17 protein-coding genes are annotated in these 22,842 nt (G+C 61.7%); 11 read left to right on the top strand and 6 right to left on the bottom strand.

Going from position 1 to position 22,842, the window contains the following annotated elements; all coding sequences use genetic code 11:
* Window positions 1-6 precede the first annotated feature (6 nt).
* Both BM254_RS01635 and BM254_RS01630 read left to right on the top strand, forming a co-directional pair.
* Window positions 7-1,080, top strand: a complete 1,074-nt coding sequence (locus BM254_RS01635) for an efflux RND transporter periplasmic adaptor subunit (RefSeq protein ID WP_091997903.1) — start codon at window positions 7-9, stop codon at window positions 1,078-1,080.
* Window positions 1,077-4,307, top strand: coding sequence for an efflux RND transporter permease subunit (locus BM254_RS01630; RefSeq protein WP_091997901.1), 3,231 nt, complete (start codon window positions 1,077-1,079; stop codon window positions 4,305-4,307). Before BM254_RS01635 ends, BM254_RS01630 begins: the two co-directional genes overlap by 4 nt.
* A 6-nt stretch (window positions 4,308-4,313) precedes the next feature.
* Here BM254_RS01630 and BM254_RS01625 read toward each other — a convergent pair whose 3' ends face one another.
* Complete coding sequence (locus BM254_RS01625; protein WP_091997899.1) at window positions 4,314-4,757, bottom strand: potassium channel family protein; 444 nt, start codon at window positions 4,755-4,757, stop codon at window positions 4,314-4,316.
* A gap of 134 nt (window positions 4,758-4,891) precedes the next feature.
* On the opposite strand from BM254_RS01625, the gene BM254_RS01620 reads away from it, so the two are divergent.
* From BM254_RS01620 to BM254_RS01600, 5 genes are read left to right on the top strand one after another with little or no spacing between them, the layout of a single operon-like run.
* Window positions 4,892-6,130: an efflux RND transporter periplasmic adaptor subunit gene (locus BM254_RS01620; protein ID WP_091997897.1), complete on the top strand. Its 1,239-nt coding sequence runs from the start codon at window positions 4,892-4,894 to the stop codon at window positions 6,128-6,130.
* Window positions 6,127-9,291: an efflux RND transporter permease subunit gene (locus BM254_RS01615; protein WP_091997894.1), complete on the top strand. Its 3,165-nt coding sequence runs from the start codon at window positions 6,127-6,129 to the stop codon at window positions 9,289-9,291. Before BM254_RS01620 ends, BM254_RS01615 begins: the two co-directional genes overlap by 4 nt.
* 16 nt (window positions 9,292-9,307) lie before the next feature.
* A complete protein-coding gene (locus BM254_RS01610) occupies window positions 9,308-10,003 on the top strand; it encodes an ABC transporter ATP-binding protein (protein WP_091997892.1) in 696 nt (231 codons plus the stop codon).
* Window positions 10,000-12,279: an FtsX-like permease family protein gene (locus tag BM254_RS01605; protein ID WP_091997890.1), complete on the top strand. Its 2,280-nt coding sequence runs from the start codon at window positions 10,000-10,002 to the stop codon at window positions 12,277-12,279. Before BM254_RS01610 ends, BM254_RS01605 begins: the two co-directional genes overlap by 4 nt.
* Window positions 12,276-13,346, top strand: coding sequence for a lipocalin-like domain-containing protein (locus BM254_RS01600; protein WP_091997888.1), 1,071 nt, complete (start codon window positions 12,276-12,278; stop codon window positions 13,344-13,346). The genes BM254_RS01605 and BM254_RS01600 overlap by 4 nt, the downstream gene beginning before the upstream one ends.
* 19 nt (window positions 13,347-13,365) lie before the next feature.
* Here the strand turns inward: BM254_RS01600 and BM254_RS01595 are convergent, their stop codons facing one another.
* From BM254_RS01595 to BM254_RS01580, 4 genes are read right to left on the bottom strand one after another with little or no spacing between them, the layout of a single operon-like run.
* Window positions 13,366-13,791, bottom strand: coding sequence for a YkvA family protein (locus BM254_RS01595; protein WP_091997885.1), 426 nt, complete (start codon window positions 13,789-13,791; stop codon window positions 13,366-13,368).
* Window positions 13,792-13,823: 32 nt separating this feature from the next.
* Window positions 13,824-15,467 carry a phytoene desaturase family protein gene (locus tag BM254_RS01590; RefSeq protein ID WP_245777355.1) on the bottom strand — a complete coding sequence of 548 codons (1,644 nt, stop codon included), beginning with the start codon at window positions 15,465-15,467 and terminating at the stop codon, window positions 13,824-13,826.
* Window positions 15,461-15,958 carry a DUF6231 family protein gene (locus tag BM254_RS01585; protein WP_091997881.1) on the bottom strand — a complete coding sequence of 166 codons (498 nt, stop codon included), beginning with the start codon at window positions 15,956-15,958 and terminating at the stop codon, window positions 15,461-15,463. The genes BM254_RS01590 and BM254_RS01585 overlap by 7 nt, the downstream gene beginning before the upstream one ends.
* Entirely contained in the window at window positions 15,955-17,280 is a 1,326-nt protein-coding gene (locus BM254_RS01580; protein ID WP_091997879.1) for a DASH family cryptochrome, read from the bottom strand. The genes BM254_RS01585 and BM254_RS01580 overlap by 4 nt, the downstream gene beginning before the upstream one ends.
* A gap of 134 nt (window positions 17,281-17,414) precedes the next feature.
* Here BM254_RS01580 and BM254_RS01575 point away from each other — a divergent pair, with 134 nt between their 5' ends.
* Window positions 17,415-18,527: an S-(hydroxymethyl)glutathione dehydrogenase/class III alcohol dehydrogenase gene (locus BM254_RS01575; protein WP_091997877.1), complete on the top strand. Its 1,113-nt coding sequence runs from the start codon at window positions 17,415-17,417 to the stop codon at window positions 18,525-18,527.
* 44 nt (window positions 18,528-18,571) lie between these two features.
* Here the strand turns inward: BM254_RS01575 and BM254_RS01570 are convergent, their stop codons facing one another.
* A complete protein-coding gene (locus BM254_RS01570; protein WP_091997875.1) occupies window positions 18,572-19,486 on the bottom strand; it encodes a LysR family transcriptional regulator in 915 nt (304 codons plus the stop codon).
* Between the two features lie 164 nt (window positions 19,487-19,650).
* Between BM254_RS01570 and BM254_RS01565 the strand changes: the two genes are divergently transcribed.
* From BM254_RS01565 to BM254_RS01555, 3 genes are all read left to right on the top strand, one after another.
* The gene (locus BM254_RS01565) at window positions 19,651-20,448 is read left to right on the top strand and encodes an SDR family NAD(P)-dependent oxidoreductase (protein ID WP_091997873.1); all 798 of its coding nucleotides are present in this window, start codon (window positions 19,651-19,653) and stop codon (window positions 20,446-20,448) included.
* An 11-nt stretch (window positions 20,449-20,459) separates the two neighbouring features.
* Entirely contained in the window at window positions 20,460-20,864 is a 405-nt protein-coding gene (locus BM254_RS01560) for a tautomerase family protein (protein WP_091997872.1), read from the top strand.
* Between the two features lie 277 nt (window positions 20,865-21,141).
* A complete protein-coding gene (locus tag BM254_RS01555; RefSeq protein ID WP_175497183.1) occupies window positions 21,142-22,830 on the top strand; it encodes a DUF1302 domain-containing protein in 1,689 nt (562 codons plus the stop codon).
* Window positions 22,831-22,842 lie beyond the last annotated feature (12 nt).

Below are 22,842 nucleotides of genomic sequence, written 5' to 3'. Positions count from 1 at the left end.
CTGCCCATGGTTACCCGTTCGCGTTTTCACCCCTGGCTGGCCGCCGTCGCCCTGCTGGTGCCCGCCCTGGCACTCGCCCAGCAGGAGCAACTGGAAGTTGTCCAGGTCGAACGTGCTCCCATCGAGGAGACGGTTCACCTGGATGGCGTTATCGAGGCCGTTCAGCAAAGCACCGTCTCGGCCCAGACCAGTGGCACCGTCCTGGAGCTTCCTTTTGATGTGGACGATTCGGTGGCGGCGGGAGACCTGATAGTTCAGCTGGAAGACAGTGAACAGCGGGCTCGGCTGAGCCAGGCCCGGGCCGGACTGGAGGAAGCCACCGCGGCGCTGGCCGATGCCCGGCAGCGGTTCGAACGTATCGAGGCGGTCCATGAGCGGGGCCTGGTGTCGCGCCAGGAATTCGATCAGGCCCGGAACAACCTGGCCGCCGCCCGGGCCCGGGTGGAACGGGCCCGGGCGGCGGTTGCCGAGGCCGAGGAACAGTTGAGCTATACCCGCATCGTGGCGCCTTACGGGGGTATCCTGACCGAGCGGCACGTGGAAATCGGGGAGGCGGTCAATCCCGGCCAGCCGCTGCTCAGCGGGCTTTCCCTGGAACAGTTGCGGGTGGTGGTTGATCTGCCCCAGAAATACGCGGACCTGGCCCGCTCCGAGCGCCGGGCCAGCGTGGCACTCTCGGACGGCCGGTTACTGGAAACCGGCGAGATGACCTTCTATCCCTACGCCGATCCGGCGACCCATACGTTCCGCTTGCGGATGCGCCTGACCGAGCCCAATGGCTCCCTGTTCCCGGGAATGCTGGTCAAGGTCAGCGTGCCCGTAGGCGAGCGTGAATCGCTCTGGATTCCGGCCAGCAGCCTGATCCGTCACAGCGAGCTGAGGGCCGTGTTTGTGCTGGATGAGCAGGATCGGCCCCGCCTGCGTCAGGTGCGGGTGGGCACCCAGGACGGGGAGCGCCTGGAAGTACTGGCGGGACTGAGCGAGGGCGAGCGGATTGTCCGCAACCCGCAGATCCTGGTGGGCAGTGACCGGTTGAGTCTGTCCCGTTCAGCGGACGCTGGCGGGGAGGCAGGCCAGTGAGCGAGGAACTGCCGGGCGTCGGACCTTCCGGCGCCATTGCCCGGGTTTTTCAGGACAACAAACTGACACCCTTACTGGCAATGCTGGCCATTGTCCTGGGTGTGCTGGCGGTGATCATCACGCCCAAGGAGGAAGAGCCCCAGATCGACGTAACCATGGCGGATATCATGGTGGGCTTTCCGGGCGCCAGTGCCCGGGAAGTGGAGAGCGCCATCGCCACGCCCGCCGAACAGGTGATGAGCGAAATCCAGGGCGTTGAGCATGTCTATTCCGTCTCCCGCCAGGGTCAGGCGGTGATCACCGTCCAGTTCGAGGTGGGGGTGCCACGCCAGGAAGCGCTGGTGCGGCTTTACAACCAGGTCTACTCGAACCAGGACTGGCTGCCGGCCAACCTGGGCGCCACCCAGCCGGTGGTCAAACCCAAGGGCATTGACGATGTGCCGGTCATGACCCTGACCCTGTTCGATCCCACCGGGCGCCACGCCGGCGAGGAACTCACCCGGCTGGCGCACATGCTGGAAGTAGCCCTCAAGCGGGTGCCCGGTACCCGGGATGTTTACACCGTCGGTGGCGTGCCGGATCGGGTGGACGTGTTGTTTGACCCGGCGCTGCTGGCGGGTTTCCAGCTCACCGTCGGTGATGTCGAGAATGCCCTGCAATCGGCCAACACCAGTAGCCAGGAGTCCCGGGTTACCCGGAACAACCTGTCGATTCCGGTGCAGGTTGGCACTCTGCTGGAGACGGTGGAAGATGTCCGTCGCCTGGTGGTTGGGATGCACAATGGGGCTGCCGTTTACCTCGAGGATGTCGCTGAGATTCGCCGGGGCGGTACCGTGGTGGACCAGAGCGTGATGACCGGTTTCGGACCCGGCCAGCAGACCGGAGCTATCGGTGAACCCGGAGAGGTCTATCCGGCGGTGACCCTGGCGGTGGCCAAAAAGCCCGGTGAAAATGCCATCGATATCACCACCGCGATCCAGGAGCGGCTGGAACTGCTTCGTAACCGCGCCCTGCCTATGGGAGTGGAGGTGCTGGTCACCCGGGATTATGGTGAGACCGCCTCCCAGAAAGCGCGCAAACTGATTACCGACCTGATCTCTGCCACCCTGGCGGTGATGATCCTGGTGCTGGCGGCCATGGGTTGGCGCCAGGCGCTGATTGTCGGGATCGCGGTCCTGATCACCCTGCTGCTGACCCTGGTGTTCTCCTGGGCCTGGGGCTTCACCCTCAACCGGGTGTCCCTGTTTGCCCTGATCTTCTCCATCGGCATCCTGGTGGATGATGGCATCGTCATTACCGAGAACATCAACCGGCGGATCCAGAACTCCCGCCGGGCGGTGAAAGACATCATCCCCGTAGCCGTGGACGAGGTGGGCACCCCCACCATCATGGCCAGCCTGACCATCATGGCCGCGCTGATCCCCATGGCCTTTGTCAGTGGCCTGATGGGGCCCTACATGAGCCCGATTCCGATCAATGCCTCCGCCGGTATGGTGATCTCCCAGATCGTGGCCTTTGTGGTCGCACCCTGGCTGGCGTTTCGCCTGCTGCGGCACAAGAAGGGGCAGGCCGCTCAAGAAGCAGCCGACGCCTCGAATTCCGCGGAGGGTGTCAGCCCGCTGGCCCTGAAGATTTTCCGCACACTTCTGTCGCCCTTCCTGGGGGATCACTCCTGGCGGCGCCGGTTCCTGGCTCTGGGGGTGGTGTTGCTGACGGTCGGGGCGGCTTCGCTGCCGGTATTCCAGGCAGTGATCCTGAAAATGCTGCCGTTCGACAACAAGTCCGAACTGCAGATTGTGGTGGACATGCCCGAGCGCACGCCGATGGAGAAGACCCAGCGGGTGCTGCTGGAAATGGGCCACTACCTGGAAAACGTGGACGAAGTGGCCAACTGGCAGGCCTATGCCGGCGCGGCATCCCCCATCAATTTCAATGGCCTGGTACGGCAGTATTACCTGCGCGGTGACCCGTACCACGGGGATATCCAGGTCAATTTGGTGGGTGAAGAGAACCGGGACCGGCAATCCCACGCCATTGCTCAGTCCCTGCGTGGCCCGTTGACGGAAATCGGCGACCGCTACGATGCCGAGGTCAAGATGGTCGAGGTGCCACCCGGCCCGCCGGTGCTGTCGCCGGTGGTGGCTGAGATCTATGCGGTGGACAATGAGCGGCGGGCCGCACTGGCGACCCGGGTGGCCGAGGGCATGACCGAAATCGAAGGGCTGGTGGACATCGACACCACCCTGGAAGCGCCGACGCGGCAATGGGAAGTGGTGGTTGACCGGGCCCGCGCGGCCCGACTCGGTGTTTCTCAGGCCCAGGTGGTTGGTGCCTTGCAGACGGCACTGGGTGGCCGTGGGGTCAGCTTTCTGCACGATGATCATGCCAAATACCCGGTGCCGATCCGAATAATCCTGGGAGAGGGTGACAAAGCCCAGCCTTCGGCGCTGTTGTCGGTGAAGGTGCGCAGCCGCAGTGGCCAGCTGGTGCCGCTGGCCAGCTTCGCCGAGGTCTGGGAAGCCGACTGGATGGGTGCGATCTACCACAAGAACCTGTTACCGGTGACCTATGTGACCGCGGATATGGCGGGGGAGATCGATTCGCCCCTGTACGGCATGTTCGCCATGGTCGACCGACTCAAGCAGGACCCGGATGCCCCGGAGCAGTTTTTCATCAGCCAGCCCCCGCTGCCCGAGAAGGGTACCCTGAAATGGGACGGCGAATGGCAGATTACCTACGAAACCTTCCGGGATATGGGGGCGGCCTACAGCGTAGGCATTTTCATGATTTTCGTGCTGCTGGTGGCCCAGTTCCGGTCCTACATCCTGCCCCTGGTGGTGATGGCGCCAATCCCGCTTACCCTGATCGGCATCATGCCGGGTCATGCGCTGCTGGGACGGGAATTCACCGCCACCAGCATGATCGGCATGATTGCCCTGGCCGGGATCATCGTGCGTAACTCCATCCTGCTGGTGGTGTTCATCCGCCAGTTGCTGGATGAGGGGGTTGAGCTGGGTGAGGCGGTGGTCCTCGCCGGTGCCGTGCGTATCAAGCCCATTGCCCTGACCGCGATATCCGCGATGGTAGGCGCTTACTTTATTCTGAGCGACCCGATCTTCAACGGTCTGGCCATCTCGCTGGTGTTCGGCCTGGCCATGTCCACCCTGTTTACGGTCATTGTGGTACCACTGCTTTACTACAACCTGGCCCGTTGCAAATGGCTCTGACAGGGCTTATCGGGTAGGCCAGTAACGCTGCATTTCCACGAACAGGAACGAGGCGCTCCAGGTAATCAGCACCAGGCCGGTCAGGCCCTCGACTCCGGTCAGGAAGCGTAGCGGGCCGAGGGCCTCGATGTCGCCGTAACCGAGGGTGGTGAACGTTGTGAACGAAAAGTAGACACAGTCGAGAAGGGTGCCGTTGAAGTTGCCGATCAGCTCACCCCAGCCCGGGGCGTGATGCATATAGTAAAAGCCGGTGGCAAACAGCCAGACTTCGGCAGAATGGGCGGCGAGACACCCGAGTACCGCAACAATGAGACGGAAATGATGGCTCTGGCGCATGGTGGACAACAGTCCGCTCAGGCGGACCAGCACGGCGTTGTGGAGCACGACAACCAGGCACACGATCGCCACGTTCATGCTTGTCACCAGGAACAGGTTGACGTGGGATTCCATGACCGGCGCTACTCCACATGCGAAAAAATGACGCACCCCCCTGGTTGGGGGAATCTGAACGGGACTCCAGATTGTATAGTAGATTCAATACTTTTCCGTGTCGCCCCGCGATCAACCTGACAGGCTAATCACTGATGCTTAAACGTCTTTTGCCGCTGATCATTCTCGCCATCGGCGTTGCCGGTTTCGTCTTCCTGAAAGCGACCCGGCCGGAGCCGGCCGAAGTGAGTGCGTCCGAGCGCAGCTGGCAGGTGGATGTACAAACCGTGCAGCCGGGTACCCACACACCGATACTGCCCCTGTATGGGGAAATTGTGGCACCGGAACAGGTGGACATCACCGCGACCCTGGCTGGCCGTGTTGCCGAGCGGCCCGTGGCCGAGGGCCAGGACGTCCGGGAGGGAGACCTGCTGCTGGCGCTGTCCGATGCCGATATTGCCCCGGTTCTGGCGCAGGCGCGGGCCCAGGTGGCGGACCTGGAGGCCCAGATCCGTTCCGAGCAGGTGCGTTTCCGTAATGATCGCAGGGCCCTGGAAAGCGAGCAGGCGATTTTGGAGAACGCCCGCCGGCAGTTTGAGCGCATCGAGTCCCTGGTGGCGCGGAACCTGGCTTCCCGGGAGAACCTGGAAGCGGCCACCGATGGCCTGGCCCGGGCCGAGCTTACGGTCAGCACCCGGCAGCGGGCCATTGACGAGCACCCGGCAAGACTTCAGAGCCTGGAGGCCAAGCTCGAGCAGGCGCGGGCCAACCTGGACTCGGTGCAGCGGGATGCCGAGCGCGCCCGTGTGGTTGCCCCCTTCGATGGCGTGGTTACCGGCATCCAGGTGGCTACCGGCGATCAGGTGGCGCGCAATGAGCGGCTGTTATCGATCTATCCGACGGAGGGGCTGGAGTTGCGCGCGCGGGTGCCGGAAGTGTTTCAGGCAGAGCTGCTCGACGCCCTTGCGAGGGGTGACCAGTTGGTGGCGGCAGCCGACACCGGCCACCAGTTCCGCTTGGTCCGGTTCGCAGGCCTGGCGGACCCGGCCGGGACCGAGGCCATCCTGGAGCTGATCGGTGAGCCCGGTGGGCTGCGCCCGGGCGGCTTGCTGCCGGTGGTTCTGCAACGGCCGCCGAGGCCCGACACGGTGGCGGTACCCTTCAGCGCCCTCTACGGCGCGGGCAGTGTCTACCTGATGGATGATGAGGGCCGGATGCAGCGGGTGGAGGTACAACGGATTGGCGAAGCCCGCAGCAGCAACGGCGAGCGCCAGTTGCTGATTGCCGGAGAGGGCCTGGTGCCCGGAAGCCGGCTGATCACCACCCACCTGCCCAATGCCATTACCGGCCTGAAAGTGACCGTGGCTGAGCCGGCCGGGGAGTCGGGCCAATGAAACGCAGGAAGGGGCTGATCGGATTTTTTGTCCACCACCGGGTGGCGGGCAACCTGGTCATGCTGGTGATGCTGCTCGGCGGCGCGCTGGCATTGACCCGCATGAATATCCAGTTTTTTCCCACCTTCGCCCTGGACGTGGTCAGTGTTCGGGTGGTCTGGAGCGGGGCATCGGCGGAGGACGTGGAGCGGGGGATTACCGATCCCCTGGAGCAACGGCTGCGCAGCGTGGACGGCCTGAAAAAAATGACCTCCACCTCGGCGCAGAGCGTGTCGTCGATCACCCTGGAATTCCACGAGGGCACCAATCCAATCCAGGCGCTGGATGACGTGCGCCAGCAGGTGGATGAGTTCAATAACTTCCCCGCCGATGCCGAGGAACCCCAGGTCACCCGGGTGGAACGCTATGAACCCGTGGCACGCCTGCTGGTGTATGGCGATATGGATCGCAGTGAATTGCGCCAGCTGGTCTATCGCTACGAGGACGAGTTGCTGGAGCGGGGCATTGACCGGGTCAATATCCGGGGGCTTCCGGAGCAGCAGATCAGCATCGATGTGCCGGTAGAGCGCCTGGAATCCCTGAACCTGTCCCTGGACCAGATTGCCGACCGGGTCGCTGCCATCTCCCGGGACCTGCCTGCCGGTTTGCTGGCGCAGCAGGACGCCACCCGGGAACTGCGTTCCGTGGAGCAGCGGCGCAGTCCCCAGGCTTTCGAGACGATACCGGTACTCAGCGGCGACCGGATCCAGCTGAGGCTGGGTGACATCGCCATCATTCGCCAGGAATCCAGGGATAACCAGACAACACTCGAGAACGAGGGGATGCCGGCGGTAGAGCTCCAGCTCCAGCGGGCGGAAAACGGCAACTCCCTGGCGGCGGCAAACGTGCTGGAAGGCTGGCTGGCGGATACCCGACCGGTGCTGCCGCCCTCGGTAAAGATCGAGGTCTACGATGAAACCTGGCAGCTGCTGGACGACCGTATCTCGCTGCTGGTGAACAACGGTCTTGGTGGCCTGGTGCTGGTGATCTGCCTGCTGTACCTGTTCCTGCCGGGTCGGGTGGCCTTCTGGGTGGCGGTGGGCATTCCCACGGCATTCCTGGCGGCGCTGGCGGTGCTCTGGCTGGCAGGTGGCTCCATCAACATGATCTCCCTGTTCGCGCTGATCATGGCGCTGGGGGTGATTGTCGACGATGCCATCGTGGTGGGGGAGGACGCCGATGCCCATGCCCGCATGGGTGAGCCGTCGATCTACGCCTCCGAAGGCGCGGCCAAGCGCATGGTGTGGCCGGTTCTCGCCTCGTCGCTGACCACGGTGGCCGCCTTCATGCCGCTGCTGGTGGTGGGCGGTGTGATCGGCAATATCCTGGGCGATATTCCGATGGTGATGATTTGCGTGCTGGTGGCCTCGCTGGTGGAATGTTTCATCGTCTTGCCGGCGCACCTGCGCCATGCCTTCGTTCCGCGCCGAACAAAAACCAACTCTGCAGAAGCGGATACCCGCAAGCCGAATCCGGTGGCGCGTCTGCGCAAGGGATTCGAACAACGTTTCGATGCGTTTCGAGAGGGCCGCTTCCGGCGGTTTTCCCGTCTCAGCCTCAAGTACCGGGCCGTGACCGTCGCCAGCGCCCTGGCCCTGGCCATTGTCACCGTGGGCCTGCTGGCCGGTGGTCGGCTCGGGTTCAACTTCTTCCCGACCCCGGAGCCCTCGGTGTTTTATGCCAATGCCAGTTTCGTCGCCGGTACCGACGAGAATACCGTCGACCGCTTCCTGGAGCAGATGCAGCGGGCGCTGAACGAGACCGAAGAGGCCTTTGGCGGTGATCTGATCCTGCATGCAGTGACGACCCGGGGGGCAACCCAGGGTGCCGAGGGTACCTCCCGAAATGGTGACGAACTGGGTTCCATGCTGGTGGAATTGGTGCCGTCGGATCAGCGCTCGGTTCGCAATCCGGCGTTCATCGAGGCCTGGCGCAGCCGGTTGTCGCTGCCCGCGGGCATCGATAACCTGACCATTTCCGAGCGCCAGGCCGGTCCCCCCGGCCGGGATGTGAACATCCGGCTGACCGGCAACGATGCCGAGGGCCTCAAGCGGGCCGCCGACGAACTGGCCCAGGCACTGGCCACATTGCCTGGCGTGCTCGATGTGGAAGACGACATGCCCTGGGGCCGGGAGCAGCTGATCTACCAGGTCAGCCCCTACGGCGAGGCCCTGGGCCTGACCACCGCCGACCTGGGCCGGCAGCTGCGGGCGGCCTTTGACGGTCGCATCGCCCAGATCTACCAGGACGGACGGGATGAGGTGGAAGTGCGCGTCCAGTTACCACGGAACCAGCGGGAACGGCTGTCGACCCTGGCCCGTATGACCATCCGGATTCCCGATGGCCGTTTCGTGCCGCTGTCCCAGGTGATGAACCTGGATCATCGCCAGGGCTTCCAGGCATTGCGCCATGCCGAGGGCAAACTGGCGGTGGAAGTCACCTCCGCCCTGAACACCCGGGTGGCCACCACCGATCAGATCCTGGACAGCCTGCAGGCCGAAGCCCTGCCGGATATCGCCAATCGCTATGGTGTCCGATACAGCTTCGAGGGCCGGGCTGCGGATCAGCGGGAAACCATGGCGGACATGAAAACCGGCCTGATGATTGGCCTGGCCCTGATGTACGTGGTGCTGGCCTGGGTGTTTGCCTCCTGGAGCCTGCCGTTGATCGTGATGGCCATCATTCCCTTTGCCCTGGTCGGGGCACTGCTGGGCCACTGGATCATGGGGCTGCAGCTGACCATCCTGTCCCTGTTCGGGCTGTTTGGCCTGTCCGGGATCGTGGTCAACAACGCCATCATCCTTGTTTCCTTCTACAACCAGCAGAGGCAGAAGGGGCTGGAGATCCAGGAGGCCCTGAACGAGGCGGCGGTACAACGGGTTCGGGCGGTGTTGCTGACTTCCCTGACCACCATCGGCGGGTTGCTGCCGCTGCTGTTCGAAACCTCACTTCAGGCCCAGTTCCTGATTCCCATGGCCACCTCCATTGCCTTCGGTCTGGGTCTCTCGACCCTGCTGGTCCTGTTCGTTATTCCGGCACTGCTGTCCTGGCTGGAGCAGTTCCGCGAGTGGCGGGCCCAGCGCCACGGTGACCATGCCGAACCCCTCGGGGCCCAGTCATGACTGCGCAGGAGTGAGTATGAACCAGCCGGTACTGGAAGCCAGGGATCTGAGCAAGACCTTTGCCAGCGGTGCCGAACGGATCGCGGTGTTTTCCGGGCTGTCTGTTTCCCTGGCCGCGGGGCAATCCCTGGCTCTGATGGGCCGCTCGGGCTCCGGGAAGAGTACTCTGCTGAACCTGTTCTGTGGCCTGGAGCGGCCCGACAACGGTGTGATTACCCTGCTGGGCGAACGCTTTGATTACCGGGAGGCGGGAGCGGCAGGACAGCAGGAAAAGCGTTGGGCCCGGCTTCGGCGGCGCCAGATCGGAGTCATGTTCCAGGAAGCCAACCTGATGCCGGCATTGTCGCTGCTGGACAACGTCCGGCTCCGGGCCCGACTGGCGGAACAACCCCTGGAGCAGTGCCAGACCTGGCTCGAGCGCCTCGGTATCGGCGAGCTGGCCGAGCGGTATCCGGATCAGGTGTCCGGTGGCCAGCGCCAGCGGGCGGCCCTGGCCATGGTCTTTGCCATGAACCCGGATCTGATCCTTGCGGATGAGCCCACCGGTAGCCTGGACCGCCGCACCGCTGAAGAAGTCACGGCAGAGCTGTTCCGGTTGCAGGCGGAAACCGGTGTCGCACTTGTTCTGGCCACCCACGATCCGGAGCTGGCCGAACAGTGCCAGGTTACCCTCGACCTGGCGCACGGGAACCAGGCCGGTCCAGCACCATGACCCTCTTTGCCGCCGTGTTCAGCCATTACCGCCGCCACCCCCTGCAACTGGCGGCACTGGCCCTGATGATCCTGGTGGCGACCACACTCTGGTCCGGAGTGCGACAGCTCACCGAGCAGGCGCGCACCAGCCTGTCCCAGAGTGAACAGGTGATTGCCGGGCGGGAGCAGGTGGTGCGGGTGGACGGTGCCGCGCTGACCGTCAGTGATTTCGTGACTCTTCGCCGGGCGGGTCTCTGCGTCATGCCCTGGCTGGAAGTGCCCCGGCAGGGCGATGTGGGGCTGGTCATTGGCGTTGATCCCCTTGCAGCGGCCTGTTTCGGGGGGGCGGGCGGTGCCTTTGGTAATTCACAGATCCGGCTTGAGGGAGAACCCTTTGTCGACATCAGTGAAGCCGCACGCATGGCCCGCGAGTTACCAGCTGCCGAGCCCCCGCCTTCCCTGGCGTTGATTGCCGCAGGGGAGGTGACAGCCGACGCCGTGCCTGCCGGGTACCGGCTTGCAGACTTCAGCAGGGGCCCGGATACCGGAGAGCTGGGTGAGAGTTTCCTGCTTAACCTGGATGCCCTGGGAATCCTGGTGCTCCTGATCACTGCCCTGCTGCTGCGCTCGGTCTATCGCCTGGGCATCGTCCAGCGCCGGGACAGCTTCGCCCTGTTACACCGTTTCGGGGTACCTCCGGCACAGATTGATCGCTGGCTGGTGGTGGAACTTCTGGTCCTGTCCGCGCTTTGTATTCTTCCGGGCCTTTGGCTTGGCAGCTGGCTGGCGGGCCTGCTAGGACAGGGCTTCGGGCGTTCCCTTGAGGGTCTGTTCGACGCACCCCTGTACGCGGCCCCCGGCCAGTGGCTGGCGCCGGCGTTTACCATGATGGCCGTGGTGCTGGTGGCCTGTCTGGCCGATTTCCTGGTGCCTGGCGCCCATCGTCTTGCCGGCAGCCGGGGCAAGGGCAAGCTGGCCGGCGGGTTTCTGGTCACCGGTCTGGTGTTGGCGCTGCTGAGCCCGTCCCTGGTTTGGGTTTTCGTGGCGGTCGCTATCGTCTTTGCCGGTGCCGGCCTGCTCACCCCGGCCCTGATCAACCGGCTGGCTGACCGCGCCGCCGATGCCAGCGCTGACCCGCTGAGCCGGTGGCGTTACCGGGAGCTGGCGGTCATGGCCCGGCAGCTGGCGTTGCCGGTTGTCGCTCTGCAGTTCACCCTCGCCATGGTGCTGGCGATCCAGGCCCTGGTCACCACCTTTGAAGACACATTTGATCGCTGGCTCGGGCAGCGCCTGGAGGCAGAGCTGTATGTTGCGGTGCCCGAAGGGCGGTCGGGGGAGGCCGCCGCCCGGTGGCTGACGTCGCAGCCCGAGCTGCAAACGAGTGGTGTCTGGCACCGGGTGATCCGTGGCCGTGGCAGCGTATCGGTCTCTGGCAGCGCCCCAACGCCGGTGGACCTGTTTGCACTGTCACCGGTTTCCTCCCTGGTCACCAGCTGGGATTTGCTTGATGCTGAGGATGATCCCTGGGCGACCCTGACACGCGGGGAAGGTGTGCTGGTGAATGAGCAGCTGGCGCGACGGCTGGAACTCGGTGTCGGCGACCGCATCGCACTTGAGGTGGCCGGCCAACAGCTGAACTTGCCGATTTCTGGGGTCTACGCCGATTATGGCCGGCCTGCCGGCGAGATACTGATCAGTGGCGCCTTGCTTCCGGAGCAGTTCCGGCCGGACTTCGAGAGTTTCTCTATCACCCCCGGAACCCTGACCCGGGCCGAACTGATCCGCGGTCTCGAAGCGGTCTGGCAGGTTTCCGGCATGACCGTCCGCGACAACGAGGAAATCCGTGCTCTGGCCACCGGCGTGTTCGATCAGACCTTCCTGCTGACCCGCGCCATGACGGTCCTTACCCTGACCCTGGCCGCCCTGGCGTTGCTGGTCATGGGCTGGGTGTTCTTCACCGGCCGCAACTGGTATTTCCGGCTGCTGGCTACCTGGGGGCTGTCCCGTCGCGAGGTGGCGGCGCAGCTGACCCGCCTGTCCGTCGGGCTGACCGGCAGCGTGGCGTTGCTGGCACTGCCGCTGGGCATCTGGCTCACCTGGGTCCTGGTGCATCGGATCAATCCCCTGGCCTTCGGCTGGTCGCTGCCGATGGCGGTCTACCCGGGGTTCTGGGTGGAGCTGATCGGGCTCAGCCTGCTGATCGGCCTGGGCATCGCCCTGCTCATGGGACGTCAGTTGCGGGCCGGGGCGGCCTTGCCGGTATCGGCCAGCAGCCTGACAGGAGGTGAGCGATGAGGCGGACGATGCTGGTCCTGCTGTGGATGGTGCTGGCCGGTTGCTCGCAGGAACCGGAACAGGCCGGTTTTGCCGGACTGGCTGAGGGTGTGAATGAGGGCGGACAGCTGTCCTATCTGCAGCCCGGACCGGACACCGGCCTGACGTTCCCGGAGGATCTGGGCCCCCATCCGCGCCATCGCATCGAGTGGTGGTATCTGACCGCAAACCTGAGAACCAAATCCGGCGAGCCGCTGGGGCTGCAATGGACCCAGTTCCGGCAGGCACTGGTGCCGAGGGAGGCTGGATCAATACCTGAGCCTGAAACCTGGCCCCTGGAAGCGGCCTGGATGGCCCACGCCGCCGTGAGCTGGAATGGGAAACACGTGTTTGCCGAGCGTCTGGCCCGGGGTGATGTGGGTAACGCAGGGGCCGAGGCCCGGCCCTTTTCCGTGTGGCTGGATCAGTGGCAGCTGGAATCTGTCTCTGAGGATCAATGGCGGCTTCAGGTGAAGGATGAAAGCTTCGGTTATGACCTGACTCTGACCATTAACGACCAGCCGGTGGCCCACGGCATCGACGGTTTCAGCGCCAAATCCGATAGCGGTCAGGGCTCGATGTATTTCAGTTACGTGGACATCGCCATCAGCGGCACAGTCACCTTTGAGGACCAGTCGCTGGCCGTGAAGGGCCGGGGCTGGTTTGACCGGGAGTGGAGCAGCCAGTTTCTCAAGACCGGCCAGCAGGGCTGGGACTGGTTTGCCCTGCACCTGGATTCGGGGGACAAGCTTATGGCTTTCCGGTTGCGGGAGGAAGGGAATCCATTCGTCTCGGGGACCTGGATTCCGGCAAGCGGCCAGGTACAGCCCCTGGATTCCGGGCAGCTGGCCCTGTCGGCGATCGAGCAACGCGAGGGCGTGCCGGTACGCTGGCGGATTGAACTGCCGGAACAGGGTGTGCACCTGGAGCTGTCCGCGCCTCCGGGAGACTACACGAATCAGGGCCTCTACCCCTACTGGGAGAGCCCGGTCGATATCTCCGGCAGTCATACCGGAGAGGGCTACATGGAACTCACGGGATACCGATAAACGCTGAGGCAGGCTGACCCTATCCGGCTTTGTCGGATCGTGATCCCTGATCTGTTTTCTGCTGTTCCTTCCAGGCGGCATAGCGGTGCAGATCGGACTCCACCAGCTTCAGGCACAGGGCGACCACGCCGGCATCATCCAGGAAGCCGACCGCGAGAATGAAGTCGGGAATGAAGTCCAGCGGGTTAAGCACGTAGAGCAGGGCCCCGGCGACCGCGGCGATGGTTTTCCAGGGTACCGAGCGATAGTTGCCGTACCAGTAATCCCGGATCATCGAGAACATCAGTTTGATGTCCGTGCCAAAGCGCTGGAGCTTGCCACTGCCCTTGACCTTGTCCTCGATGGCCCGTTGCCGGTCCAGCAGGGTTTCCAGATCCTGGCGGTGGACTTTCGATGCCTCGGCATCCAACTGTTGGCGGGCCTTCTTTTCGCTGAACAATGCCATACCTGTCCTTTGACCGGGTGAGTGTCCGGAAATTATCCCACAAATATCCGTTTGGCCAAGGAGGCTCCGCGCCAGCCCCGGATAGCCAGGGTTGTGATGAGTCCGCCGATCATTGCGCCCACCACGCCGCAGGTGAGAATGTCCTGGCCGGTCAGGTAGAGTCCCGGGATCGGGGTTTTCGGCCTGAGCCAGTCCTGTTCGAAGCGTTCGGGGTTGTGGTCCAGACCATAGAGTTCGCCCCGGCCATATCGGCAGAACCAGGCCGTGGACAGCGGCGTGGAGGTCTCTACATAGTCCACCTTGCCCCGCAGCTGGGGCAGTTTCTGGTACATGATCTCAAGCAGCTGGTCGGTGATCCGGGCTTTCAGGGTCTCGTAGTCCTCGCCACGCTTGCCCCAGGTGGTGTCCTGCCAGGGCTCGAACATGTCCCAGGTGGTCGGCGCGACGATCTCGATGGTGGAGGTGCCCGGCCAGCGGTTCTGGTAATCCGGATCCTTGGCGGCAGGGAAGGAGATATAGACCACGGGGTACTCGCTGTGGTCCGGGTCCTTCAGGAAGCGCTCCACGTTGTCGTCGTGGTCGGCACTCGGATAGATCCAGTAGTTGGTCCGGGGCAGTCCCAGCTCCTCCGGCGTGCCTTTGAGGCCGATGTAGAGGCCGATGTGGGGCATGGACGGGGTAATGTGCTCACGCTTGTGCCGGTAGCCGGCGATCTGGCGGCCTTCCTCCGGCAACAGTTTCTCGAAGGTGTTGATGATGCCCGCGTTGCTGATGACCCGGGGTGCCCGGATCTCCTCGCCGTCGGCCATGCGAACGCCTACCGCGCGCCCCTTCTCCAGCAGGATGTCGGTGACATCGGCGTAGGTGAAGACCTCGCCGCCAGAGGCCTGGATCACCGGAATGATGGTTTTGGCAATCTCGGAAGCGCCGCCGACCGGGTAAAAACCACCGTACAGATAGTGCTTGGCAATCAGGGCATGCACCATGAAGCTGGAATGACTCGGCGTGACGCCGCAGTCACCCCACTGGCCGGTGATGGCGCCGATCAGTTCTTCGTTGTCGGTGAGTTCGCCCAGCACTTCGCGGGTGGTGCGGTTGAAACAGTCCGGCAGTGCAACATCCAGTCCTTTATGAATCAGCGGGTCCAGGATGCCGGGGGTCAGCTTGGACAGGGTGTACCACTGCATGCCATCGGAGACTTTGCCCAGCAGGCGGATGTAGCCGTCAATTGCCTCCCGTTCGTCCGGGAAAGCTTCCAGCAGGGACTGGCGCAGACCTTCCTTGCCGGCCCGCAGGTTGACCACCTTGTCACCCAGGTAGAACCGGTCGTAAACCTCGTCCATGGGCGCCCACTGCAGCTTGCCATCGGTGATGTAATCGAAAAGGCGGCGGCCGAGGGTGTGGGGCGAGCCCATATCGCCGATGTAGTGCACCCCCACGTCCCACTCATAACCGTTGCGGGCGTAGCTATGAGTGTAGCCGCCGGCGGTGTAGTGCTGTTCCAGTACCAGGACTTTCTGGCCCGCCTTGGACAGGCAGGCGGCGGTGGTAAGACCGCCGATGCCGGAGCCGATGACGATGGCGTCGTAGGGACCGTCGAGCCGTTTGGCCCGGTAGCGCCGGCCGATGCGGATGGTACTGGGTTTGAGCTTGTCTGATGACGGACTGGTTACCACCACGACTTCCCCCACATTTCCGGATTGGCCCAGTTGTCGGGATTGTTCCAGGCCCGTTTGTGGTTGTAGCTGTCCAGGTTGTAGGTGTAGAGCGTGAGCGGGCCCTGATCCGCGTCGATCTCGGCGTGACGCCGGAAGCCGAGGCCGATGAAGTCGGTAAAGGCCCAGTCGGGTGTCTCTCCGACCAGCACGGCAATCTGGTGGGTGCCGTAGTTGCGCAACTGGCCGAGCAGAAGCGCCCCTTCGTCGAAGGGCAGGTGCTCCAGGGTATCGGTTACCAGGGCCAGATCCTTCACGCTACCCGGCGGCAGGTCGGCGTTTGGGTCGGATGTGTCCAGGATTTGCAGGTTGGTATCCGGTTTCTGGTCGCACCAGAATCTGGCGACGTCCAGGGCGGTCGTGCCGCAGCAAAGAACACTGCCCGGCTGCGCGGTATCCAGGATGCGGGCCAGGGTCGTGGCGGCGGAAGCATTCGGTTCAGGGTTCGTCATGACAGGGGCCAGTCAGCTGCGTCAACGGTATGGAGTCCCACGGGTTGTTCGGCATGGCCACCCCAGCGATCGATGAAGGTGCCGCAGGGATCGTACTGGTTCGCCTGTTTTTCCAGGTTGAACTGGCGCAAGCCCCGGGGGTCGGCGCCGACACCGGCCAGATACTGCCAGTTGCCGTAGTTACTGCCTACATCATAGTCGATAAGTTGCTCCTGGAACCATGCCGCACCGTAGCGCCAGTCCAGTCCCAGTTCATTCACGAAGCAGCTGGCCACCAGTTGCCTGGCCCGGTTGCTGATGTAGCCGGTCTCCCGCAGCTGGTTCATGGCGGCATTGACGATCGGGTACTCGGTGTTGCCCTCGCACCAGGCCTTGAAGCGGTGGCCATAGAAGGTTGCAGGCCGCCGCTTGCGTTGCACGCCATCCCGGCGAAACAGGTTGGCGCCGTGCTTCAGGGCATACCAGAAGAAATATTCCCGCCATAACAGCTCGAACCAGAGCCAGTACGTGGACTCGTTGCTGGTTTCACGACGCTCGTATTCGGCAATGCTCTCAGCCACTTCCCGTACCGACAGGCAGCCATTGGCCAGCCAGGGCGACAGCTTGGAGGAGGCGTCCCAGCTATCCAGGGCATTGCGGGTCTCCTTGTAACGGGCAATGCCGTGATTGATGAACAGGAACTCCCGGAGCCGGTTCAGGCCGGCGTCCTCGCCTCCGGTGAACTGCAGCGGGTGCACCGGTTCCGGGATGGGCGGGCATTCACCCCGGTTGTCCTCGGGAAAACCGGGGGCCGGCGGTAATGCAGTCAGGGTGCGGATGCGCATCTGCTCGCTGTACCGGTGCCCGGTTTTTTCAACCTGTTTACGGAATTGGGAGAAGGTGTCAGGCAGCTCTGCCAGGGGCATCGGCAACGCCCCCTCAGTGAACAGGGACAGGGTCTCGAATTGCTGGAACACGGTACCAGGCAGCGCCGCCTTGAGTGCCTGCCACTGGGCCGCTTCCTCGGTGCCCGGCAGGCGCGAGCGCACAACCCGGCCAATGCCATGGGCGTGGACCAGCTCGGGGATGACCTGTTCCGGCGGGCCGAAGGCAATGTGCAGACGCTGCCCCATGGGCCTGAGGCTTCGTTCCAGGGCCATCAGGCTCTGCCACAGGAAGCGCCAGCGGTGACTGCCCATGGCCTTGCTCTGAAGCCCGCCAGTGGCAAACCAGCGCGGATCCACCACGTAGACACACAGCAGCATGTCCGAGCGGGCGGCGGCCAGTAGGGCGGCGTTGTCGTGCAGGCGCAGGTCCCGCGTAAACCAGTAAAGTGTTTGCAACGTATGTGTCCCCCTTCTACGGTGCACTCTACGGTGGAATGTCCCGTAATTACGGCCATGACGTCAAACAGGATTGGCCGGGACCGGAATGGTGTTAAAGTAAGTTGATCTCAACCGGAACAAGGAGCCCAGATATGATCAAATCCCGCGCTGCGGTGGCTTTTGAAGCCAACAAGCCGCTTGAAATTGTCGAAGTGGACGTGGAACCGCCAAAAGAGGGCGAGGTTCTGGTACGCATCGTGGCCACCGGCGTTTGCCACACAGACGCCTACACCCTGTCCGGAGCCGACCCCGAGGGCCTGTTCCCGACCATTCTGGGTCACGAGGGCGGCGGTATTGTCGAGGCGGTTGGCCCCGGCGTAAAAGACCTTCAGGTCGGTGATCACGTCATTCCGCTCTACACCGCCGAGTGCGGCAAGTGCAAATTCTGCACCTCCGGCAAGACCAACCTGTGTGGCGCCGTGCGCGAGACCCAGGGCAAGGGCGTGATGCCGGATGGCACCTCCCGCTTCTCCTACAAGGGCCAGCCGCTGTACCACTACATGGGCTGCTCCACCTTCTCCGAGTACACCGTTCTGCCGGAAATCTCCCTGGCCAAGATCCCCAAGGAAGCCCCGCTGGACAAGGTCTGCCTGCTCGGTTGTGGCGTCACCACCGGTATCGGTGCGGTGCTGAACACTGCCAAGGTTGAAGAAGGCGCGACGGTGGCCATCTTCGGTCTCGGTGGCATTGGTTTGGCGGCGATCATTGGTGCCAAGATGGCGAAGGCCGGCCGCATCATCGGTGTCGACATCAACCCGGGCAAGTTCGACATCGCCAAACAGCTGGGTGCCACCGACGTGGTCAACCCTAACGACTACGACAAGCCAATCCAGGAAGTGATCATCGAGATGACCGACGGCGGTGCCGACTACACCTTCGAGTGTGTGGGCAACGTCAAGCTGATGCGTGCCGCGCTCGAGGCCTGCCACAAGGGCTGGGGCGAATCCACCATCATCGGCGTGGCCGGTGCCGGAGAGGAAATCAGCACCCGTCCGTTCCAGCTGGTCACCGGCCGGGTCTGGCGCGGTTCCGCCTTCGGTGGCGTGAAGGGCCGTACCGAGCTGCCGGGCTACGTGGAAAAGGCCGAGAAGGGTGAGATTCCGCTGGATGTGTTCATCACCCACGAGATGAAGCTGGAAGACATCAACAAGGCGTTTGACCTGATGCACGAGGGTAAGAGCATTCGGTCGGTGATTCATTTCTGATAGCCATTAAAGCTGATCAGGCCGCATCTTTCGGTGCGGCCTGATCATCGTGCCTCGTCTTCGAGAAGCTCCTCACTCTTGAAGTTTCTTAGAGTTCCAAGGAAGGATTTCAGAAGCATCGAATTATCATCCGCCCTGAAGATGCATGAGAGGTCAATGGCTGCACTTGCCGGTAGATCCGAGATTTCTCTGTAGACGACTCCGGGTAATGAGAGCGACGCCGCCGATTCTGAAACCAGACAGACACCAAAATCGCTGGCTACAAGCGAGACTCCAGTAACCACATCACCGACTTCCTGAGTGATTTCAGGTGTGAAACCTGCCGCATAGCAGAGTGACATCACCTTATCGACAAAATTGGGGCGTGCGCTTGATGAGAACAGGACCATGGGGTAGTCGGCCAGTTCCCGAAGCTTGATGACGGACCGGGTTGCGAGGGGGCTGTTTTCGTTCACCGCCAGTAACAACCTTTCCCTGTTGACCAGTTCAGTTGTGATGTCGGGGAGGGGTTTGAGCATTCTGTTAAAGCCCACCGTGATTCTGTGCTGCCTCAGAGCCTGAATCTGTTCTTCTTTTTCCATCGTGTGCAGAACCACTTTCACCTCGGGATAGTCTTCTTTAAAGCGGCGCAAAACCCGGGGAATGGTGTCCAGAACCCCTGAGCCGAATACAGCCACATCCAGGCGGCCAAGCCTGCCCTGGCTGGCTCTCTGGGTTTTCTCTGATGCCTGCTGTACCAGCGAGAAAATATTCCGCGCTTCCTGTGCCAGTAATGTCCCTGCTTCCGTAAGCTCCATTCCCTTTGGTGTGCGGTTGAACAGTTGCACACCAAGTTCCTGCTCAAGCTGGTGGATTTGCCGAGTCAAAGGCGGCTGCGATATGTGCAGCAAAGCGGCTGCACGCCCAAGATTCCGTTCCTCGGCCACCGTCAAAAAATAGCGGAGCTTTCTCAGGTCCATGGTTTGAACACCTTTGTGGTCATGCAAAAAAGGTATGGATTGCTTTCTGTAACGGTATTAGACGGTATCTTTTTGGGTTTCTAGACTCAAGTCAAACAGGGCAGTCGTGTCTCCCTCGACACCGTGTTCACATCTCCCCGGCAATAAGCGAGAGCAAGGCGATAATGAGTGAGGTAAATGTGGTGGGTTATGCAGGAGGTCCGGAACGTGAAACGTCCGCCGAGACCGCCGTTGTTATTGGGGCTACAGGGGCCTTCGGTCGAGTGATCGTTTCGAAATTGCTGGATCGGGGGCTGGACGTCCTGGCTGTTGCCCGAAGCGAGTCCGCTCTTGGAACTCTTCAGGATGAATTGCCGGGTCTTCGTACCTGTTGCGCTGATGTGGCATCGAAAGAATCGATTGAATATATCTCCCGGGCGGTCAGGGGGCGGGTGAGGGCTGTTGTGCATGGACCGGGTGTTGGTGTTGCCGGCGGCATACTGGATGCGGATATCGATATCCTGAATGAGGCCGTCAACATCAAGGTTGGTGGTCTGCTGCGGGTGGTTCGCGCGACGGAAAAGTACATGACAAAAAACTCAAGAATTATCGCCATTGGTGGTCATTACGGTCTGGAGCCGACCGCTTATGCCGCTTCTGCCGGAGTGGCGAATGCAGCTCTGGTCAATGTCGTTCGTCAGCTCAGCCTGGGATATGGCGCCCGGGGAATTACAGCACATGTTGTTGCCCCTGGGCCCGCGGAGACGGAGCGTTTGCGAAATGTTGCAATTGCCCGGGCGCAGCAGGGTGGCGTGTCGGTCCAGCAAGTGCTGGATGAGATGTTGTCGGAATCATCGATTTCCCAATTTACGACGCCTGAGCAGGTAGCCTGGGCGGTTTCACTCCTGCTGGATGAGGAGGCTGGAGCCATGACGGGGGCCACGCTAATGCTCGATTCCGGACGTCGTCGCGGTTTGCCTTAGGGAGAACTCCTATGCCAGTCGTCAAGTTTCATGTTTCGGGCCCTCGCCATCCGGATCAGGTCGTCAGGAAGTTTCTGAGCGAGGCTTCGGAAAAATACGCCGGTGTTCTTGAGTGCCCCATGGACAGGGTTCGGGCGTTTTATGTATCTCATGCTGATACTGACGTGGCGACCATGGGACAGGTGCCGGGTCCACGTTCTGTGTTCTTCGAGTTCATCGTGCTCGAGGGCCGCTCGCTTGAACAACGGCAGAAGATCGCGCAGGAATTCAGCGAACTGATCGGGCGAGTCCTGGAAGTGGAGGTTGAATTGGTACGTGGGCATTGTATCCGTGTTGAACCTGAGGACTGGTGTATTGGCGGCCGATTTGCCAGTGACCTGCGAAAATCGGAAATTGAAAACCGAAAGCGCCAATAAACGCTAAAGCGAGTGTCTGCAATGGATTTCGGGCCAGGTAAATCCTTTATCCAACCTCAGTTGAGCCTTCACGGGGTCGCGATGGTCTTTTGACGAGTGGAGATTATCGACCTGATGCAAAGAGAGGCTTTAACCATATCAATACCAAAAAGGTATCAGGATGGCCACGAGATAGTATTGGAAGGTAATCATAGCGACGCTTAACGTTTACTCAGAGGCGGATTTCTGAAGTTGCCTCACCAAAAAAACAAAGACTCCCTTACTTGAGGAGAACAAGATGGCCGAGAACAACAAAACCCACAATCAAAAGCATTCAGTGCTGAAACGATGCACTCCCATCCTTTCAACGATCCTGGCCGGAATGGCACTAAGTGGCGGCGCTAATGCCATGACGATTGACAGTGGCAATCGTGACATACGGATGAGCTGGAACAACACGCTCAAGTACAGCGCAGCCTGGCGTGTCGAAGATCAGGATCCGGAAGTCGCTGATAATTCCATTGGTGTCCAGGCAAACACCAACGATGGCGACCTGAACTTTGACAAAGGTCTGATTTCAAACCGCGTCGATCTCCTCTCGGAGTTCAACTTCAATTACAAGCGTCGTTACGGCTTCCGGTTGAGTGGTGCTGCCTGGTATGACTCTGTCTACAACACTGAGCACGATAATCCCGGAGCCTTGGGTGGGGCGTTGTACAACCCGAGATCTGTCGATACCGATGAGTTTACCGATGAAACCGAGAAGCTTCATGGCCGGGATGCAGAGCTTCTGGATGCGTTCGCTTTCGGCAACATATACCTGGGCCAAAAGAGCCTGAATATGAAAGCGGGTCGCTTCACGCAGCTCTATGGTGAAAGTCTTTTCTTCGGATCCAACGGGGTGGCTGCTGGTCAGACATCCCTGGATCTCGTGAAAGCGCTGTCCGTTCCCAATTCCCGTTTTCAGGAAATTCTGCGTCCGATCAATCAGTTTTCTGCTCAGCTTCAACTTAGCCCCAAGGTTTCTTTGGGTGCTTACTACCAATTCGAGTGGCGTAAAACCCAGTTGCCGGCCTCTGGGAGCTATTTCAGTTTTGCCGACTTTGCTGACGAAGGTGGCGAGACAATCATTCTTGGCCCGGGCCAATCAGTGTTTCGTGGCAGTGACCAAAAAGCCAGTGACAGTGGCCAGTTTGGAGCCCAGCTCAAGTTCAAAGCCAGCGATTATGATTTTGGACTTTATGCAGCCCAGTACCACGACAAGATGCCTCAGTTTTATGTTCGCCCGGGCGTGAACGTTCAGGCGGGTAGCATCGGCGACTACGTCCTCACTTATGCCGAGGACATCAAGATGGTGGGGGCCAGTGTGAGCACGCTGATTGGCGAAGCGAATGTGGCAGCCGAGATTTCATTCCGTGATGACATGCCACTGGTTGCTTCCGGCAACACTGTGATCTTGCCAGGAAATACTACTGCAGATAACGGGGACAATGCGGCCTATCCCGTTGGTAGAACATTCCACGCCAACCTCTCGATGATCAACGTTTTTAACGAAAGTGCGCTTTGGGATGGCGCTTCCCTGTTGGCTGAGATGGCATTCAACCGACGCCTGAGTATTTCAGAGAACGGTGACCAACTGGATCCCAGCGCCACCCGTGATGCCACAGCTGTCCAGTTTCTTTTCACGCCTGAGTATTTCCAGGTTGCTCCGGGACTGGATCTGAAAACCCCGATTGGCGCCAGTTATGGAGTTGATGGCCGTTCTTCTGTCAATGGAGCTCTGTTCCCCTCAGAGCATGGCGGGAACGTGAGTCTTGGGATTACTGCTGATTACCAGAGAACCTGGCAGGCCGGGCTCAGCTACACCCATTACTACGGAGCGGCTGGTTCAATCATCAAATACGACACCGCCGTGCCGGAACTTTCCTATGAGAACTTTCACGGTGACCGGGATTTCGTTTCCCTCTCTATTCAACGCACATTCTGATGGTCGGTTACA

This window comes from Marinobacter pelagius, from assembly GCF_900114925.1.
GTDB lineage: Bacteria > Pseudomonadota > Gammaproteobacteria > Pseudomonadales > Oleiphilaceae > Marinobacter > Marinobacter pelagius.
Note: the sequence above shows the minus strand (reverse complement) of the source record. Positions and strands in the feature narration are given on the sequence as shown.

What these genes read in the sequence shown, in the direction of transcription:
- BM254_RS01635 (WP_091997903.1), top strand. Translation starts at nt 7, where the DNA reads ATGGTTACCCGTTCGCGTTTTCACCCCTGGCTGGCCGCCGTCGCCCTG.
- BM254_RS01625 (WP_091997899.1), bottom strand. Translation starts at nt 4,757, where the DNA reads ATGGAATCCCACGTCAACCTGTTCCTGGTGACAAGCATGAACGTGGCG.
- BM254_RS01620 (WP_091997897.1), top strand. Translation starts at nt 4,892, where the DNA reads ATGCTTAAACGTCTTTTGCCGCTGATCATTCTCGCCATCGGCGTTGCC.
- BM254_RS01615 (WP_091997894.1), top strand. Translation starts at nt 6,127, where the DNA reads ATGAAACGCAGGAAGGGGCTGATCGGATTTTTTGTCCACCACCGGGTG.
- BM254_RS01610 (WP_091997892.1), top strand. Translation starts at nt 9,308, where the DNA reads ATGAACCAGCCGGTACTGGAAGCCAGGGATCTGAGCAAGACCTTTGCC.
- BM254_RS01605 (WP_091997890.1), top strand. Translation starts at nt 10,000, where the DNA reads ATGACCCTCTTTGCCGCCGTGTTCAGCCATTACCGCCGCCACCCCCTG.
- BM254_RS01600 (WP_091997888.1), top strand. Translation starts at nt 12,276, where the DNA reads ATGAGGCGGACGATGCTGGTCCTGCTGTGGATGGTGCTGGCCGGTTGC.
- BM254_RS01595 (WP_091997885.1), bottom strand. Translation starts at nt 13,791, where the DNA reads ATGGCATTGTTCAGCGAAAAGAAGGCCCGCCAACAGTTGGATGCCGAG.
- BM254_RS01585 (WP_091997881.1), bottom strand. Translation starts at nt 15,958, where the DNA reads ATGACGAACCCTGAACCGAATGCTTCCGCCGCCACGACCCTGGCCCGC.
- BM254_RS01575 (WP_091997877.1), top strand. Translation starts at nt 17,415, where the DNA reads ATGATCAAATCCCGCGCTGCGGTGGCTTTTGAAGCCAACAAGCCGCTT.
- BM254_RS01570 (WP_091997875.1), bottom strand. Translation starts at nt 19,486, where the DNA reads ATGGACCTGAGAAAGCTCCGCTATTTTTTGACGGTGGCCGAGGAACGG.
- BM254_RS01565 (WP_091997873.1), top strand. Translation starts at nt 19,651, where the DNA reads ATGAGTGAGGTAAATGTGGTGGGTTATGCAGGAGGTCCGGAACGTGAA.
- BM254_RS01560 (WP_091997872.1), top strand. Translation starts at nt 20,460, where the DNA reads ATGCCAGTCGTCAAGTTTCATGTTTCGGGCCCTCGCCATCCGGATCAG.
- BM254_RS01555 (WP_175497183.1), top strand. Translation starts at nt 21,142, where the DNA reads ATGGCCGAGAACAACAAAACCCACAATCAAAAGCATTCAGTGCTGAAA.